The organism is Staphylococcus sp. GDY8P45P (assembly GCF_017892745.1).
In the GTDB taxonomy this organism is placed as follows: domain Bacteria; phylum Bacillota; class Bacilli; order Staphylococcales; family Staphylococcaceae; genus Staphylococcus; species Staphylococcus cohnii.
Map to the genome: position 1 here is coordinate 287764 of NZ_JAESLS010000006.1, position 16507 is coordinate 304270.

At 32.0% G+C, this 16507-nt stretch carries 16 protein-coding genes; 1 reads left to right on the forward strand and 15 read right to left on the reverse strand.

Annotation, left to right across the window (positions count from 1 at the left end; translation table 11 throughout):
* Window positions 1-3: 3 nt before the first annotated feature.
* The 14 genes from KA873_RS06080 to cmk all read right to left on the reverse strand — a co-directional run bounded on the left by KA873_RS06080 (window position 4) and on the right by cmk (window position 14024).
* Complete coding sequence (locus KA873_RS06080; RefSeq protein WP_107386370.1) at window positions 4-564, reverse strand: YpiB family protein; 561 nt, start codon at window positions 562-564, stop codon at window positions 4-6.
* A 21-nt stretch (window positions 565-585) separates the two neighbouring features.
* On the reverse strand, window positions 586-1833 hold the full coding sequence (locus tag KA873_RS06085) for a tetratricopeptide repeat protein (RefSeq protein ID WP_107384493.1): 1248 nt from the start codon (window positions 1831-1833) through the stop codon (window positions 586-588).
* Between the two features lie 3 nt (window positions 1834-1836).
* Window positions 1837-3135: a 3-phosphoshikimate 1-carboxyvinyltransferase gene (gene aroA / locus KA873_RS06090; protein WP_107504969.1), complete on the reverse strand. Its 1299-nt coding sequence runs from the start codon at window positions 3133-3135 to the stop codon at window positions 1837-1839.
* Window positions 3136-3144: 9 nt separating this feature from the next.
* Window positions 3145-4212 (reverse strand): 3-dehydroquinate synthase, encoded by a 1068-nt coding sequence (gene aroB, locus KA873_RS06095; RefSeq protein WP_107504970.1) that lies wholly within the window; start codon window positions 4210-4212, stop codon window positions 3145-3147.
* Window positions 4213-4249: 37 nt separating this feature from the next.
* On the reverse strand, window positions 4250-5416 hold the full coding sequence (gene aroC, locus KA873_RS06100; RefSeq protein ID WP_107504971.1) for a chorismate synthase: 1167 nt from the start codon (window positions 5414-5416) through the stop codon (window positions 4250-4252).
* Window positions 5417-5802: 386 nt separating this feature from the next.
* Window positions 5803-6252: a nucleoside-diphosphate kinase gene (ndk, locus tag KA873_RS06105; protein ID WP_019468918.1), complete on the reverse strand. Its 450-nt coding sequence runs from the start codon at window positions 6250-6252 to the stop codon at window positions 5803-5805.
* Between the two features lie 124 nt (window positions 6253-6376).
* Window positions 6377-7330 carry a polyprenyl synthetase family protein gene (locus KA873_RS06110; RefSeq protein WP_181187624.1) on the reverse strand — a complete coding sequence of 318 codons (954 nt, stop codon included), beginning with the start codon at window positions 7328-7330 and terminating at the stop codon, window positions 6377-6379.
* Between the two features lie 25 nt (window positions 7331-7355).
* Window positions 7356-8057, reverse strand: a complete 702-nt coding sequence (locus KA873_RS06115) for a demethylmenaquinone methyltransferase (protein WP_107384503.1) — start codon at window positions 8055-8057, stop codon at window positions 7356-7358.
* A 17-nt stretch (window positions 8058-8074) separates the two neighbouring features.
* A complete protein-coding gene (locus KA873_RS06120; RefSeq protein WP_107384497.1) occupies window positions 8075-8632 on the reverse strand; it encodes a heptaprenyl pyrophosphate synthase subunit A in 558 nt (185 codons plus the stop codon).
* A 296-nt stretch (window positions 8633-8928) separates the two neighbouring features.
* Window positions 8929-9201, reverse strand: coding sequence for an HU family DNA-binding protein (locus KA873_RS06125; protein ID WP_019468914.1), 273 nt, complete (start codon window positions 9199-9201; stop codon window positions 8929-8931).
* Between the two features lie 169 nt (window positions 9202-9370).
* Window positions 9371-10369, reverse strand: coding sequence for an NAD(P)H-dependent glycerol-3-phosphate dehydrogenase (locus KA873_RS06130; protein WP_107504972.1), 999 nt, complete (start codon window positions 10367-10369; stop codon window positions 9371-9373).
* A 16-nt stretch (window positions 10370-10385) separates the two neighbouring features.
* Window positions 10386-11696: a ribosome biogenesis GTPase Der gene (gene der, locus KA873_RS06135; RefSeq protein ID WP_210140190.1), complete on the reverse strand. Its 1311-nt coding sequence runs from the start codon at window positions 11694-11696 to the stop codon at window positions 10386-10388.
* Between the two features lie 195 nt (window positions 11697-11891).
* Window positions 11892-13070 carry a 30S ribosomal protein S1 gene (gene rpsA, locus KA873_RS06140; RefSeq protein WP_107384499.1) on the reverse strand — a complete coding sequence of 393 codons (1179 nt, stop codon included), beginning with the start codon at window positions 13068-13070 and terminating at the stop codon, window positions 11892-11894.
* Window positions 13071-13367: 297 nt separating this feature from the next.
* On the reverse strand, window positions 13368-14024 hold the full coding sequence (cmk, locus tag KA873_RS06145; RefSeq protein WP_107386677.1) for a (d)CMP kinase: 657 nt from the start codon (window positions 14022-14024) through the stop codon (window positions 13368-13370).
* Window positions 14025-14102: 78 nt separating this feature from the next.
* Between cmk and KA873_RS06150 the strand changes: the two genes are divergently transcribed.
* Window positions 14103-15077: an asparaginase gene (locus tag KA873_RS06150; RefSeq protein WP_107386676.1), complete on the forward strand. Its 975-nt coding sequence runs from the start codon at window positions 14103-14105 to the stop codon at window positions 15075-15077.
* A gap of 93 nt (window positions 15078-15170) precedes the next feature.
* On the opposite strand, the gene ypdA is transcribed toward KA873_RS06150, so the two are convergent.
* A complete protein-coding gene (gene ypdA, locus KA873_RS06155; RefSeq protein WP_107384502.1) occupies window positions 15171-16157 on the reverse strand; it encodes a bacillithiol disulfide reductase YpdA in 987 nt (328 codons plus the stop codon).
* Window positions 16158-16507 lie beyond the last annotated feature (350 nt).

Below are 16507 nucleotides of genomic sequence, written 5' to 3' on the forward strand. Positions count from 1 at the left end.
TAGTCAATCCTTCGATAATGTATTAAGATTCCTCAACTTAAATGTATTAAGGATTTGAGATAATTGATAAAATAAAGCTTTATCTTGTAATTGTAAACTTAAGTCAATATTGTCTTGTAAATATTTGATAATAGATGATTCACTTTGTTTTGATAATGGCAAGCCATAAATATCTTGAATATATATAGCATAATAAGGAGAGTGAAGTAATTGTGTTAACAATAATTCATCTAATCTTGTATCTCTTGAACCTTCATTATTTAAATATAATTTGATATCAAAATAGATGTTTTGATTTGCGATATAGTCAAATATTTTTTCATTGTTAATATATTGTTGATTCTGCACTTTAAGTTTTATGGCGATATTGTCTGTATTCACTGCAGCAATTTCTAAAGTATTATGACTAGGAATTTGCTCATCTACAAAGTATATTTTTTGTAATAATTCAGGTGAGGATTTTATCAAATTTAATACCCATACACTAATTCGAGATTTAAAACGATAATGGAATAATACGTATTCTATAAAACTTGCTTTTACTTGTTGTAAGGTATCAGTCAATGTACTCACCTTCCTTACTTTTTAGAATGATTGCAATCTCTCAGCTTCATCATGCCATGTTTCATTAGATGGATCTATTTCCAGTAATTGTTTTAAGATTTGTTGAGCTTGTTCTATATAACCAATTTCAACTAAATAGAAATAATAATCACTTAAAAATGCTGATTGCGTTCTCATAGTTGGATAAGCTAATTCAAAGAAATGTTGAGCTTCTTTATCTCGCTCTTCTTGACCTAATGCATGTGCTAAGTGCCACATAAATACTGGATCCAAATCTTCTTCATCTGCATATTGTAGTAAGCCAATAATTGACTCGTAATCTTCTTCTTGTCTATAGAAATCACTTAAGATTAATAGTGGTTCCTGATAAGCATTGTCTACATCTAATGCTTGTAGTAGTAATTGAACACCTTCATTAGCATCTCCGTGTTCGATTTGAATACTTCCTGTTGATACCATTAATTCTTTATAAAATTGACTCAATCTCAATCCTTCTTTACCAATTTCAATGGCATCTGCGTGATTATGCTCGTTTTCATACAATTGTTGTAGATAAAAGTAGCCTTGTAGGAAATCCGGATCTTTTGATAATAATGTTTGTACTAATTTGATAGCTTCTTGTGTTAAATCATTTTTTTCATAAGCAATCGCTTTTTTGAAGTAACTTTCTGAATCCATTTCATCTTCACTGATTTCATCGAACATCATGATTGCATCGCTATAATTTCCACTTTGCAAGCTACAATCAGCTAAACGTGAGAATAAATTAACATTATTGACCTGATATTCTCCCGTTTCTAGTACCGTTTCATATTCCGATGAAGCACGTAAATATTGTCCATCAAAATAAAGTAATTCTGCCAATGCGAAATGGATGATTGGGTCATTGGGTTCAATATCAATAGCTTCTACTAATTTATCAATAGCTACTTCTAGCATATTTAATTGTTGGTACAAATCTGCTTCTAACATCAAACGTTCCGTAGAAAGTTCAACAGTACTTAAATATTCTAATGCTTCATCCGTTTGGTCTTCCGCGATCAGCCCTTCAATAAAATAAATTAACAGTTCACTTTCATCTGGATATTTATGATAAAGTGTACGAAATACCTCAAGACCTTGCGGCATTAATCCATAATTATATAGTGTTTCACCAAGTATAAAGAGTGCATCATCTTTTGGAGAACTTAACGCGTCATTTACACGTGTATCTAAGTTGTCTAGTTTTTGTAAGTTGATATCATCTATAAGTTTATAGATATCTTCCATACTTTATCCCTCTTTTTCTAATTGTTTAAATTTAGCTAAAAAACCTGGGAAGGAAACATTGACTGCATCAAATTGATCAATCGTTAATGTATCATCAGTTAATAAAGAAGTTACAGCAAGCATCATTCCAATACGGTGATCAGTAAAACTATCCACTGTGGCAGTTTGTTCCAATCTTGATGGATGTATAATCATGCCATCACTTGTTGGTTGCAATGTAAAGCCTAATAAATTCAACATGTTTGCTGTAGTATCAATACGATTTGTTTCTTTGACCTTTAATTCTTCCGCTTCTTTTATAATACTTGTGCCATTTGCTTGAGTACAAAGTAATGCAATAACTGGTAACTCATCAATTGCTCTAGGTACTAACTCACCTTCGATATGGATAGGTTTCATGTTTGGCGTATACTGTACACGTATTGAAGCGGTAGGTTCTGAACCATTAGTTTGATTGAATAAAGTTATATTTCCACCCATTTGTGTCACGATATCAATAATACCTGAACGTGTTGGATTTATGCCAACATTGTGAATTGTAATATCACTGCCTGGTGTTATCAAGCCAGCAACAATGAAATATGCAGCAGAAGAAATGTCGCCAGGTACATGAAAATCAGTGGCAGTAATATGTTTGATACTATTTTCAGGTAATTCAATCGTTTTATCATTGGTAGTGATTGGAATTTGATAATGTTCAAACATCGTTTCTGTATGATTACGCGTAATACCGATTTCAGAAATAGTCGTTTTTTCGTTTGCAAATAAGCTTGCAAATAATATTGCACTTTTAACTTGAGCACTTGCGACTTCCATTTGGTATGTTATGCCTTTAATTTGAGCAGGTTTGATTATTAAAGGTGTATAATTATTATTTACACCTGAAATATTTGCATTCATTAAGGTCAAGGGTTTCATAATTCGATCCATAGGTCTTTTTCCAATTGAAGCATCACCAGATAACACTGTTTCAATACCAAGGCCACACAATAATCCAGCAACTAAGCGTGTAGTTGTTCCAGAATTACCAGTATAGAGTACTTGATGTGGTGTTTGGAAAAAATTATATCCAGGTGAATTAATTTCTATTTTATCTTCTAATATATCTATTTCCACACCTAGCAGACGGAAAATTTCAACTGTACGAATACAATCTTCACCAAGTAATGGTTTATATATCGTTGATTTACCAGATGCTAATGAGCTCAGAATAATAGCTCTATGCGTCATTGATTTATCTCCAGGAACTTCTATATCTCCAATCAGAGGACCTTTTATATCAATTGTTTTACTAATAACCAAATATGCCACCTACTTTTTAATATATGTTTGTAATGCATTAAAGCTCTCTAATAATATGGATTTATCAACATGTTTAACCACAGGGTTACCTAATCCTTCTAATAAAACCATCTGCACCCCTTGCTGATCATTTTTCTTATCTCTTAACATCAATTCATAAAGTGGATCAAAATCGAAGGTATTGATGATATTTAATGGATAATCTAGAGAATTTAAATAATTGATGTAATGTGAAATATCAAAATTTTGATTTAAAATATGATTTGACACAATAAATTGGAATAGGATGCCAATCATTACTGCATGACCATGTGGAATTTTAAATGCATATTCAACGGCGTGACCAAAAGTATGTCCTAAGTTTAAAAATTTACGAACGTTAGATTCTTTTTCATCTTTTACAATGATATTTAACTTAGTCTCTATGCCCTTAAAAAGATAATATTCCATTTCATTTAAGGAAGCTAACGTAGCTTTATCATAAAAATGCGCTTCAATATCTCGTACTGCGTTCGCACTATTTAATAATGCGTGTTTATATACTTCAGCATAACCACTCAATACTTCTGTATAAGGGAGTGTTGAAAGAAAATTCAAATCATAGATAACAGCATTTGGTCTATAAAATGCACCAATCAAATTCTTACCGTGTTTCGAATTGATACCCACTTTACCACCAACACTAGAATCGTGCGCTAATATCGTAGTAGGTACCTGAATAAAATCAACGCCTCTTAATAAGGTAGAAGCTAAAAATCCAGCGAAATCACCTGTGGCTCCCCCTCCTACTGCAATGATACACGTATTTCTGGTCAAATTTTTACTCAATAATGTTTCTATACTTTCGGCATAATAAGCTAGAGATTTTGTGGTTTCACCTGATGGAACCATCAGCTTGTGTGCATCGTATTCAGATGTAATAAATTCTAATGTGTCATCCCATTTGTTTGCGATTTCGGTATCAACGACAAGTACAATATCTTTATAATTTTCAATAAAATGACGTAGATCCTTTAATGCGTTATGTTCTATGAGGATGGGATAATTATTTGTCTCATACGTAGTTTGTAATTTCATAGATATCACCTGGCTAATCTTAAAATTTTAATAAAACTTAGTATTCTATATTCAACAAGCGACGTTCTTCAATTTGTGATTTTAATTGATCGATATGATTACATTGGAATTCTTCTAATAGTGCTTTTGCAAGTTCAAATGCAACAACATTTTCTACTACAACACTTGCAGCTGGAACAGCACAACTATCAGAACGTTCAACAGAAGCTTTAAATGATTCTTTAGTGTTAATGTCTACTGAGTTTAAAGGTTTATATAGTGTTGGAATTGGTTTCATCACTCCATTGACGACAATAGGCATACCATTAGACATACCACCTTCAAATCCACCTAAATGATTTGATCCTCTGTAATAACCATTGGTTGTATCATATAGTATTTCGTCCTGTATTTCACTGCCAGGTTTTTCAGCTGCTTTAAATCCTTCTCCAAAACTCACACCTTTAAAGGCATTGATACTTACGACACCTTGAGCAATTCTACCATCTAATTTACGGTCATAATGGACATAACTGCCGATACCAATTGGCACACCTTCAATAACAGTTTGCACAACGCCACCAATAGTATCTCCAGCCTTTTTAGCATCATCAATTTTATCTCTCATTTGTTGAGCGACGTCATCATTAATGACACGGACATCATTTTTATCAATATTAGATTTAATCGTTTCAAGATCATACTCTAAATCATCTTTAATACCACCAATTTCCATAACTCTACTATAAAAATGAATATCGAGTTGTTTAAGTAATATTTTAGATACAGCGCCAACAGCTACTCGCGCGGCAGTTTCTCTAGCTGAAGAACGTTCTAATACATTTCTTAAGTCTCTATGATTATATTTCATACCACCGATTAAATCTGCATGTCCAGGACGTGGTTTTGTAATCACACGTTTCATGTTTTCTTGATCTTCATCGCTAATAGGGTCAGCACCCATTATTTTTCTCCAATGTTTAAAATCATCATTTGTGACAATAAGCGTGATTGGACTACCAAGTGTATACCCGTTTCGCACACCAGACACAATTTCAACGCTATCTTTTTCAATTTGCATGCGTCTACCTCTACCATATCCACCTTGACGCTTAAACATTTCTTCATTTATATCGGCAACATTAATTTCTAAATTTGCTGGCACACCTTCAATAATTACTGTTAGCTGTGGACCATGTGACTCTCCTGAAGTTAAATATCTCATTATTTACCCACTCCGTTCTTTAGTACTTTAAATGATTATATGTTCCTTATCTTATCATATTCATTTGTTCAAATTAACAGAAAAATTTCAAATAACTAAACTTTATAAGATTTACCTACATTCAACTATAACATCTGGCTAAATTTTAGTAATAACTTAAGATATTAAACGACTTCACTATAGAATGCAATTGCAACTTTTACCCATAGAAAAAACACTTTCGTATCAATTCATATTATTATGAATTCAACGAAAGTGTTTTGATTTTAATCACACGACCAAGAATCGTGTTTTTAACTATCAGCTTTTTATCTATATTGTTGAAAGTATTAAAAGTTAATAACGCATGACATCTTATTTGCATTGGTTTGTCAATTCAAAGACAATTATTCATATAACCAAGCTTCACGTGATTCTGTGAAATCACTTAATTCTTCTGCGTTAAACCAAAGCTTGATTTCTTTATTAGCAGATTCTACTGAATCTGAACCATGAATAATGTTTCTGCCTACAGTCAAACCAAAGTCTCCTCTAATTGTACCAGGTGTAGCTTCTGATGGGTTTGTTGCTCCAATAATGTGACGTGCAATATGTACAGCATCTTCACCTTCTACAACCATTGCAAATACCGGTGCAGAAGTAATAAAATCTATTAAATTACCATAGAATGGTTTATCTGTATGTTCAGCGTAATGTTCTTCTGCAAGCGATTTTGGTACCGTCATTAGTTTAGCACCTACAAGTTTTAGTCCTTTACGTTCAATACGTGAAACGATTTCACCTATCAAGTTACGTTGAACCGCGTCCGGTTTAATCATTAAAAATGTTCTTTCCATTGTGTGTTTATCCCCCTGTTAATGATGTAAGTTTTATAAAAATATAAAACAAAATATTATAATGTCTTAAAGCACATTATAATATTAACAGTTAATTTAAGCGCTTTCAATGCTTTTCACACAATTATCCGTTTCTTTTTCCTACTTTTTTAATAATTTTTTTAAATATAGGTTTTGCTTCATCTCTTTCTAGCTGATCAATAAGATGTAAGGCTTTATCTAAATATCTATCACTGATTGCTTGCGATTGGTTTATGACATCAGAATGTTTAATTGTTTGAATACATTCATCAAATAATGATTGATCACTGTTAGGGCCAAGTTGTTCAATTTTTGATTTGAACTCAGGATTTTTACGCATTTCTAACAATACTGGTAAAGTTAAGTGACCATTCATTAAATCACTGCCTACAGGTTTTCCTAATTTTTTTTCAGAACTAGTAAAATCTAGAATATCATCTACGATTTGAAAACTCATCCCAATATAATGTCCAATCATTTTTAAATTACGAACTGTTTTGGTATCGGCGTGTGAAGCAATTGCGCCAACTTCTGTTGATAATTGTATGAGTAAGGCTGTTTTGCGATTGATTCTTCTTAAATAATTTGTAATTGTTTGATTTGCATTAAATTGATCTTGAAATTGATACAATTCACCCATACATACTTCAACAATAGCACTAGATATCACTTTATGTACTCGATTATCTTCTATATTTGAAATATATTCTAAACCGACTGCTAATAGAAAATTACCTGTAAGGATCGCAGTATCCTGATCCCATTTTTTAGCAATAGTTAAGCTACCGCGACGTTTATCACTTTTATCAATGACATCATCATGTACTAAAGTAGCCATATGTATTAATTCAAGTGCAACAGCTACACGATATACATCTTCATTCATTTCTTCACCAAATTGACTACTTAAGATTACAAAGGCAGGTCTTACACGTTTACCACCTGATGAAAACAAATGATAAGAAGCATCTTCTAAGATTTGATCTTTACTTATTAATGCTTCTTCTAATCGTTTTTCAATTATTTTAATTTCATTATTCATATTTAACTTTGACACAGTCATCACCTTTGGTTGTTTCATTTTATTTATAGCCTAGGTGCATCGCTGCAACGCCACCAGTGAAGCTACGTACCTTTATATTACTAAATCCTGCTTGTGAAAATAAACGTTTCAATTTTTCTTTATCTGGAAAATCAAAAGTGGATTGTTGTAACCATTCATATTCATCTTTTGATTTCGCAAATATTTTACCGAATATAGGCATAATAAATTTAAAATATAATTTATAACACTGTTTGAATATTGGTGCAGTTGGTTGGCTTGTTTCTAAACAAACAACCATACCACCAGGCTTTAATACTCTATTAAGTTCCTTAAGTGTTGCTAAATAATCAGGTACATTACGCAAACCAAAGCCGATTGTGACATAATCAAATTCATTATCTTCAAACGGTAAATTCATTGCATCACCATGAATAAGTTGGATGTTTTGCATATCCGTTGTCTTCTTTTTCCCTTCTTCAAGCATGTTCTCGCTAAAATCTACACCTATCACTTCACCAGAAGGACCGACTGCCTTGCTTAAAGAAATGGTCCAATCGGCCGTGCCACAACAAACATCTAATGCTTTGCTACCGTCTTTGACATTCATTTCTTTCATTACACGTTTTCTCCATGTTTTATGTTGTTCAAAGCTAATGATGTTATTTAAGCGATCATACTTTCCAGAAATATTTTGAAAAACGTTATGGACTTGTTCTTTTTTTGCTTTATTATCTGTCATCATTGATTACCTCTTTTTTAATAAATTTCTGATTTAATTTCATCTAAAAATGTAGTTAATTCATCTTTTGAATATTTCTTTAAATACGAAGGATGATTTTCTAATATGTTTGCTAATAATTTTTGGTTTATATTTACTGTTTCTATATTTGGTACGTATCGATTGATTGTTATAAGTGGAAATTTATTTTCTATCATTAAAATATAATGTCCAATTTTTTCTCTTGGAATCACTCCATTATGGATTGAAGATTTCATTTCGTTAATTTCAACAATCGCTGAACTAATTTGCTTTTGAAAAATTGGATCATGTAACTTCGCTAATAATGTATAAAAGTGAGCGCTTAGTAAATCACCAATTAATATGGCTTTCTTAGAGGATAAATTTTTGGAAACCTCATCTAAATGACGCATCGCAGTATCTATAGTGAGGCAAGCTAATTTAGCATCTTCAGGTATATCATAAGAATCAAGGATTTTTGCTAATACTTCATTTATATAAATAGCGTCATAATGATGTATACCTTTCAAGCGTTGGGTAATTTGTTTTTCAAAAATACTTAATGTCGTTTCCATGTTCACACCTCACGTTATTATCAATATACATATTAACATTATATAAGGAAAATTAAAATCAACGGTTTTCAAACTGATAAATATATACGTTTTATGTATTTTGTGAATAATAAAAATTATTCAAAGAAATGAATTATGTTTTGTTAATTATTTTAAAAAGCTCTTAATATCATATCATCATATCGAATGATACCATATTAAGAGACATAGTTTACAATCTATTTTTATTTGCGTTTAAAAGTTTTTACCAAAAGAAAAAAGCCCCTGTAACAAGGGCTTCACTTGTAAGTAAAGAATTATTTAACTGCATCTTTTAAAGCTTTACCAGCTTTGAACGCCGGTACTTTGCTTGCAGGGATATCAATTTCTTTACCAGTTTGTGGATTACGTCCTTTACGAGCAGCACGTTCACGTACTTCGAAATTACCGAATCCAATTAATTGTACTTTTTCACCTTTAGAAAGTGATGTTTGAATTGATTCGAATACTGCATCTACAGCTAAACCAGCTTCTTTTTTAGTTAAGTCAGCTTGTTCAGCAACAGCATTGATTAAATCTGTTTTGTTCATTATGAATTCACCTCCCCTAGGGTTTATAATGATAACTTAATATCATTATGGTATGACTTTAACACAACGAATACTGCAACTGCAATGATTTATGTGTAAAAAACGTTGAATTAATAGGATTTTAATATCAAATTGTTATATATTTGCTAAAAAGTGTAATACTTCTATCTTATTCAGCTTTTTTGCCACGTTCCATTAAATCTTTTACGCTTTCATCGACAGGTTGGTTTTCAAATAAAACTTTGTATAATGCAGTTGTAATTGGCATATCAATATTGTGTTCTTTTGCTAAATTATAAACTGATTTTGTCGTGTATACACCTTCAACAACCATATTCATTTCTTCCAATGCTTTGTCTAAGGATTTACCCTCACCTAATTTATAACCAAGTGTATAATTTCTAGAATGTGTAGAGGTACAAGTTACAATTAAATCGCCAATACCACCCAAACCTAAAAATGTGAGTGGATCTGCACCTAATTTTTCGCCAAGTCTACTTATTTCAGCTAAACCTCTAGTCATTAATGCCGCTTTAGCATTGTCTCCGAAACCCATTCCTGAAATCACACCGCTTGCAACAGCTATAATATTTTTCAAAGCACCACCCAATTCTACGCCAACTAGATCGTCATTAGTATAAACTCTTAAATAATCGTTCATAAATAAATCTTGAGCTAGCTTACTCACCTCTGTTGATTTAGAAGAAGCAGCCACTGTAGTTGGTTGTTTGATGACAACTTCTTCAGCATGACTTGGCCCTGATAATACACCAATACCTGCATTATGTTCAGGGCTGATTGAGTCTTCTAACATTTCAGAAACACGTTTATAAGTGTCGTTTTCTATTCCTTTAGCAACATGGATAAAGGTTTTTTTCGATGATAAATGTGAATCTATTTCACTTGCAACTTCTCTCATCGCTTTAGTAGGTAAAGCCATGAGATATACATCTGAATGTGTTACTGCTTTATTTATATCAGTAGTTGCGTTAATTGATAACTCAAGTTGTGCATTTTTAAGATATTTTGTGTTTGAATGTAATTCATTTATTTCTTTAACAGTCGTTTCATTTTTTCCCCACATTAATACTTGGTGTCCATTTTCAGCTAAGACATTTGCTAATGCCGTACCAAAACTCCCCGTACCAAAGACAGTTATATTAGACATGTAACCCCTCCATTTATTAATTTCTTCTTCTAGATATGATGTGTACAGGTGTACCTTCAAATCCAAAGGCAGCTCTTATTTGATTTTCAAGATAACGTTTATAAGAAAAATGCATTAATTCTACGTCATTTACAAATACAACAAATGTAGGAGGCTCTATTGCAAGTTGTGTAGCATAAAATACGTTTAATCGACGTCCTTTATCTGTTGGTGTAGGATTCATAGAAATTGCATCTGTGATAACTTCATTTAATGTTGAACTTTGAACACGTTTTTTATGATTTTCACTAGCTTCTAGAATATATGGGAATAGTGTAGATAATCTTTTCTGTTCTTTAGCTGAAACAAATGCGATTTGTGCGTAATCTAAGAATTGAAATTCTTTACGCACTTCGTCTTTAAATTTCTTCATTGTGTTTGTTTCTTTATCTACAGCATCCCATTTATTGACAACTATAACAATCGCTTTTCCTTCTTCATGCGCATACCCAGCGACACGCTTATCTTGTTCTATAATGCCTTGTTCTGCATCAATTACTACTAAAACAACGTTTGATCGTTCTATCGCTTTAAGTGCTCGTAAAACTGAGTACTTTTCTGTATTTTCATATACTTTACCTTTTTTTCGCATACCAGCAGTATCAATAAGGACGTAATCTTGATCATCATAGCTATATTCAGTATCAATAGCATCTCTAGTTGTCCCAGCAACATTTGATACGATAACACGATTTTCACCTAATATGGCATTAACTAAACTTGACTTCCCAACATTAGGGCGACCAATGATTGATAAACGAATTGTATCTTCGTCATATGGGTCTGGTTCTTCTTCTTTGAAGTTTTTAACTACTTCATCTAATAAATCACCTAATCCCAAACCATGTGAACCTGAAATAGGATAAGGATCTCCGAAACCTAGTGAATAAAAATCATAAATTTCATTACGCATTTCAGGATTATCAACTTTATTCACAGCTAATACAACGGGTTTTTTAGATTTATATAGCATTTGAGCTACCATTTCATCACTTTGTGTTAAGCCTTCTCTAACATTTACCATAAAAATAATGACATCAGCTTCATCTATGGCAATTTCTGCTTGTGCTCTTATCTGTGTTTGGAATGGCGCTTCACCTATTTCAATACCTCCAGTATCAATGATATTGAAATCATGAGTTAACCATTCGCCTGATGAATAAATTCTGTCACGAGTCACACCTGGTGTATCTTCAACAATAGAGACACGTTCACCTACGACTCTGTTAAAAATTGTAGACTTTCCAACATTCGGTCTTCCTACAATAGCAACTATAGGTTTAGTCATAACTAACTTCCTCTCTTTTTTAATCTCTATAATTCTATCATACGGGGTAAGTATTTCAAAAGAAATTATTAATGAAACCATTTAAATGATTTCCATTAAATACAATTACTTAATTGATTGATATGGACACTAAAAAAATAAATCTTGCCCTAACATAATATAGGACAAGATTTAGATTTGGTCTTATGATAACTATTAAAACTTAATATCTTTAAGTTTATCTCCGAAAACATCACCAAGTGTTGGATTGTCTTCATCTTCATTATTATCTAAATACGATTGCGTTGTTTCATTATCACTTTCAGCAACGTTTTCATCAGATAGTGTTGCTTTAATAGAAAGTGAAATACGTTCATTATCAATATCGACACTGAGTATTTTAACACTGACAACTTGTCCTGGTTCTAACACTTCACCAGGTGTACCGATGTGTGAATGACTGATTTCTGAAATATGAACTAAACCTTGAACTCCAGGTTTGATTTCAACAAAAGCACCAAAATTTGTAAGTCTGACAACTTTACCTTCTATTACATCGCCTTCATTGACTTCTCCTTTTAATGATTCGAATGGGCTTGGTAACGTATCTTTAATTGATAATGAAATACGTTCAGAATCTTTATCAACAGATTTTACCTTCACTTTTACTTGATCACCAATTGAGACAACATCTTCTGGTGATTTAACATGTTCATGTGATAATTCAGAAACATGTACAAGTCCATCTACGCCACCGATATCGATAAACGCTCCAAAGTTTGTTAAGCGTGCAACTTTACCTTCTATTACATCGCCTTCATTAAGATTATTTAGTAAGTCATCTTTTTTCTCCGCATTTTCTAATGCTTCTACAGCTTTACGACTAAGAATGACGCGATTATTTGCTGGATCTAGTTCTTCAACTTTTAATTTTAGAACTTGACCTTCAAAATGAGAGAAATCTTCGATGAAATCGGTTGAAATTAACGAAGCTGGTACAAACCCTCTTTGACCAACATCTACTACCAAACCACCTTTTACAACTTCAGTGACTTTAGCTTCGATAATTTCATCATTATCTAATTTTTCTTGTAAAAATTCATATGACTTTTCAGTTTCTAATTGACGTTTAGATAAGATATAAGTACCTGTCTCATTTTCTTCGTCATATTCCACTTTTGTAACATATGCACCGATTTCGTCACCAACTTTAACAGCATCACTCGGATTATCAATATGATGTGTTGAAAGTTGACTTATAGGGATAATACCGTTAAATTTACCACCGTTAACATGTACAATTACTTGTTTTTCTTCAATCTCTTGAATTTCACCAGTAACTTTATCCCCTTCTTTAATTTCGTTAATCATTGATTCATTGAATTCTTCAGTCATCTTGTCTGCCTCCTTATTACACTACATATTTATAACATCTTATAATTTGACAGAATTGTCAAGAAATTCCACTTTATAGTGAACACTCTAATTCCATACATTTAAAAATATTAATTGATACTTATCATGTAGACAATAGTTTTAATATCAATAGCAATTTACATTGACTTATATGTAGTACAAATTTTAAAAATCTACTACAATAATATACCCTAATTTTGATATTTTATAACTTTTTTACATTATTTTAACAAAAAGACAAAAAGAATAACAAATTGACCATGCATGCTTAATTATTTAAATTTTTTCTACTAATGTTAAAATTTTATCAGTAACTTCTTCGATACTCATACCAGTAGTGTCAATTGTTATTGCATCATCAGCTTTTTTCAATGGAGATATTTCTCTATTCATATCATAGTGATCACGCTCAGAAATTTCTTTTTTTAATTGTTCTACTGTTGATTGAATCCCTCTGATTTCATTGTCCTTTTGACGACGTACAGCACGTTCTTCCACAGAAGCAATCATATATATTTTTAAATCAGCATCAGGTAAGACAACAGTACCGATATCTCTTCCGTCCATTACGATTCCTTTTTGCTCTGCCAATTCTTGTTGTTTTTCAACTGCAAATGAACGCACTGATTCTTTTGAAGAAACATAGGAAACATGATTCGTTACATCATTTTCTCTTAAATAATCTGTAACATCTTGGTTGTCTAAAATAATTCTTTGCCCTTTTTCTTCATCATAAGTTAATGATAGCTCCGTTGACTGAACAAGTTCAGAAAAATTTTCAGTTTTATTTAATTGTAAATATTTATAAGTAATAGCACGATACATTGCACCAGTATCTACATAAACCATAGACAATTTGGCTGCCACAAGTTTTGCTATTGTACTCTTACCTGCGGCTGCAGGTCCATCAAGTGCGATATTTATTGGTTTCATTTTAGTAACCCTTCCTTGTTGTTTTATAGATATTATTTTATCATAAATATGTATTTTATAAATAGGAGGAATGCACACATGAAAAAACTTCTTGTCATACATACTGGTGGTACGATTAGCATGTCACAAGATGAATCAAACAAAGTTGTTACAAATACGGATAATCCAATTTCGAATCATCAAAATATTATTAATAAATATGCTGATGTAACTGAAATAACACCTTTTAATGTACCATCTCCACATATGAATATTGAGTATGTAGAAACATTAAAGCAAATTATTAACCAATCTGAAAAACAAGATGACTATGATGGTTATGTGATTACACATGGCACTGACACGCTAGAAGAAACGGCGTATTTATTAGATTTAACAGTGGATACCTCGAAACCAATTGTAATCACAGGTGCGATGCGTTCCTCTAATGAAATTGGTGCAGATGGATTATATAACTTTTTATCAGCAATTAGAGTTGCAATAAGTGATGAATCATTAAATATGGGGGTTATGGTGGTATTTAATGATGAGATTCATACAGCTAGAAATGTTACGAAAACACATACTTCTAATACGAATACTTTTCAAAGTCCGAATCATGGTCCTTTAGGTGTGATTACAAAACAAAGTGTACAATTTCATCACAGACCATTTGATCATTTAGTACTGACTGAAATAAATCAAACTTTAAATATCCCCCTTGTTAAAGCATATATGGGGATGAATAGTGATGTATTATCTTTCTACAGTGAAAAACAAGTGGATGGCATTATAATTGAAGCACTCGGACAAGGTAATTTACCTCCGACATGTTTAGAAGGATTGAATCAATGTTTAAGTAATCATATACCAGTCATACTTGTATCTAGATCTTTTAATGGCATTGTTGGCCCAATTTATGCCTATGAAGGTGGCGGAGCAACATTAGAGGAAAAAGGCGTTATTTTCTCTAACGGATTAAATGGACAAAAAGCGAGACTGAAATTATTAATCGGTTTAAGTAATCATTTAACGTTTGAACAATTGAAAAAGTATTTTGAAGCTCAGTTATAAAATAAAAAAAGAGTTGAGATAAGTAATATTGGATTTTTAGAATATTGAAGGAATTCTAAAATAATAATCACTTATCCAGCTCTTTTTTTTATATTATGACTCTAAAGGTGTTTGTTTTTTAGATAAAATATTTTGTGTAATGATGCCACCATGATATTTACCGTTTTCAATGAAAATCGTATTAGCATCATTCCCTGCTGCAATTACACCAGCAATATAACAATTTTCAACATTTGTTTCATAAGTTTCTTTGTTATGAACCGGTGCTGTACCATATTCATTTTCATTGATTTCAATTCCAATTGATTCTAAGAAATTATAGTCAGGGTGATAACCAATCATTGCAAAAATATAATCGTTAGGAATCTCAATTACTTCCCCATCTTGCTCATAAATAACACTGTCTTCAGTTATTTTTGTGACGTCAGCATTAAAAGCCATGTTTATTTTTTCATGTTTCACTAATGATTCAAAGTTAGGTAAAATCCATGGTTTAACTGCTTTTGGATAGTCAGAACCACGATAGATAACTGTGACATGTGCACCAGCTTTTTCTAATTCCAATGCTGCATCTACTGCTGAGTTTTTGCCACCGATGATAACAACATTTTGATCGAAATAAGGATGTGCTTCTTTAAAGTAATGTTTTACTTTTGGTAGTTCTGCACCTTCTACTTCTAAAGTATTATGTTGACCATAATAACCAGTAGCTACAGTTAGAAATCGACACTGATAAACATCTTTCGTAGTAGTAAGTGTAAAACGATTATTAATTTTTTTAACAGTAAGGACTTCTTCGAAAGCATTGATACGTAGTTGATGATGTTTAACAACTTCTCTATAATACACTAATGCTTGATTTCGACGTGGTTTGCTTTCTTCTACAATAAACGGAATGTCACCGATACTTAATTTATCACTTGAAGAAAAGAATGTTTGATGTGTTGGATAGTTATAAATAGCATCCACGACATTTCCTTTTTCAATTACTAATGTATCAATCCCTTTTTTCTTTTGTTCGATAGCGGCACTTAAACCACATGGTCCACCGCCAATGATTATACTTTCTACTGTTTGCATAGTATTTGTCCTCCTTTTACCACCCATTTATTATACCAGTAGATTTTAAAAAACCAAGTGATAGAATTTGAAAATTTGTTTACAATAAAAATTAATTCATTGAAATTAGCACAATACAAAAAGGACTAATCCATTTGATAAGGATTAGTCTCAGGCTGTCGACAAAGTCTCCGACTTTGTTGGCAGTTTTTATGCATGCTTTCCGCGGGCACTGCCTTAGCCTATAGTCTTCGGCTAGTGCTATTCCCGCAGGAGTCGGCATAAATCACTGTCAATATTATAATATATGTAAATTAAACAGTGATGTTATTTATGCTGTTGAATAAATCAATCAATAAAAGAGAGCAAGA

Excerpts from the sequence above, each read along its gene's own strand:
- KA873_RS06125 (WP_019468914.1), bottom strand. The coding sequence starts at position 9,201 with ATGAACAAAACAGATTTAATCAATGCTGTTGCTGAACAAGCTGACTTA.
- KA873_RS06150 (WP_107386676.1), top strand. The coding sequence starts at position 14,103 with ATGAAAAAACTTCTTGTCATACATACTGGTGGTACGATTAGCATGTCA.
- aroB (WP_107504970.1), bottom strand. The coding sequence starts at position 4,212 with ATGAAATTACAAACTACGTATGAGACAAATAATTATCCCATCCTCATA.
- KA873_RS06120 (WP_107384497.1), bottom strand. The coding sequence starts at position 8,632 with ATGGAAACGACATTAAGTATTTTTGAAAAACAAATTACCCAACGCTTG.
- ypdA (WP_107384502.1), bottom strand. The coding sequence starts at position 16,157 with ATGCAAACAGTAGAAAGTATAATCATTGGCGGTGGACCATGTGGTTTA.
- KA873_RS06130 (WP_107504972.1), bottom strand. The coding sequence starts at position 10,369 with ATGTCTAATATAACTGTCTTTGGTACGGGGAGTTTTGGTACGGCATTA.
- cmk (WP_107386677.1), bottom strand. The coding sequence starts at position 14,024 with ATGAAACCAATAAATATCGCACTTGATGGACCTGCAGCCGCAGGTAAG.
- KA873_RS06085 (WP_107384493.1), bottom strand. The coding sequence starts at position 1,833 with ATGGAAGATATCTATAAACTTATAGATGATATCAACTTACAAAAACTA.
- der (WP_210140190.1), bottom strand. The coding sequence starts at position 11,696 with ATGACTAAACCTATAGTTGCTATTGTAGGAAGACCGAATGTTGGAAAG.
- rpsA (WP_107384499.1), bottom strand. The coding sequence starts at position 13,070 with ATGACTGAAGAATTCAATGAATCAATGATTAACGAAATTAAAGAAGGG.
- ndk (WP_019468918.1), bottom strand. The coding sequence starts at position 6,252 with ATGGAAAGAACATTTTTAATGATTAAACCGGACGCGGTTCAACGTAAC.
- aroC (WP_107504971.1), bottom strand. The coding sequence starts at position 5,416 with ATGAGATATTTAACTTCAGGAGAGTCACATGGTCCACAGCTAACAGTA.
- KA873_RS06115 (WP_107384503.1), bottom strand. The coding sequence starts at position 8,057 with ATGACAGATAATAAAGCAAAAAAAGAACAAGTCCATAACGTTTTTCAA.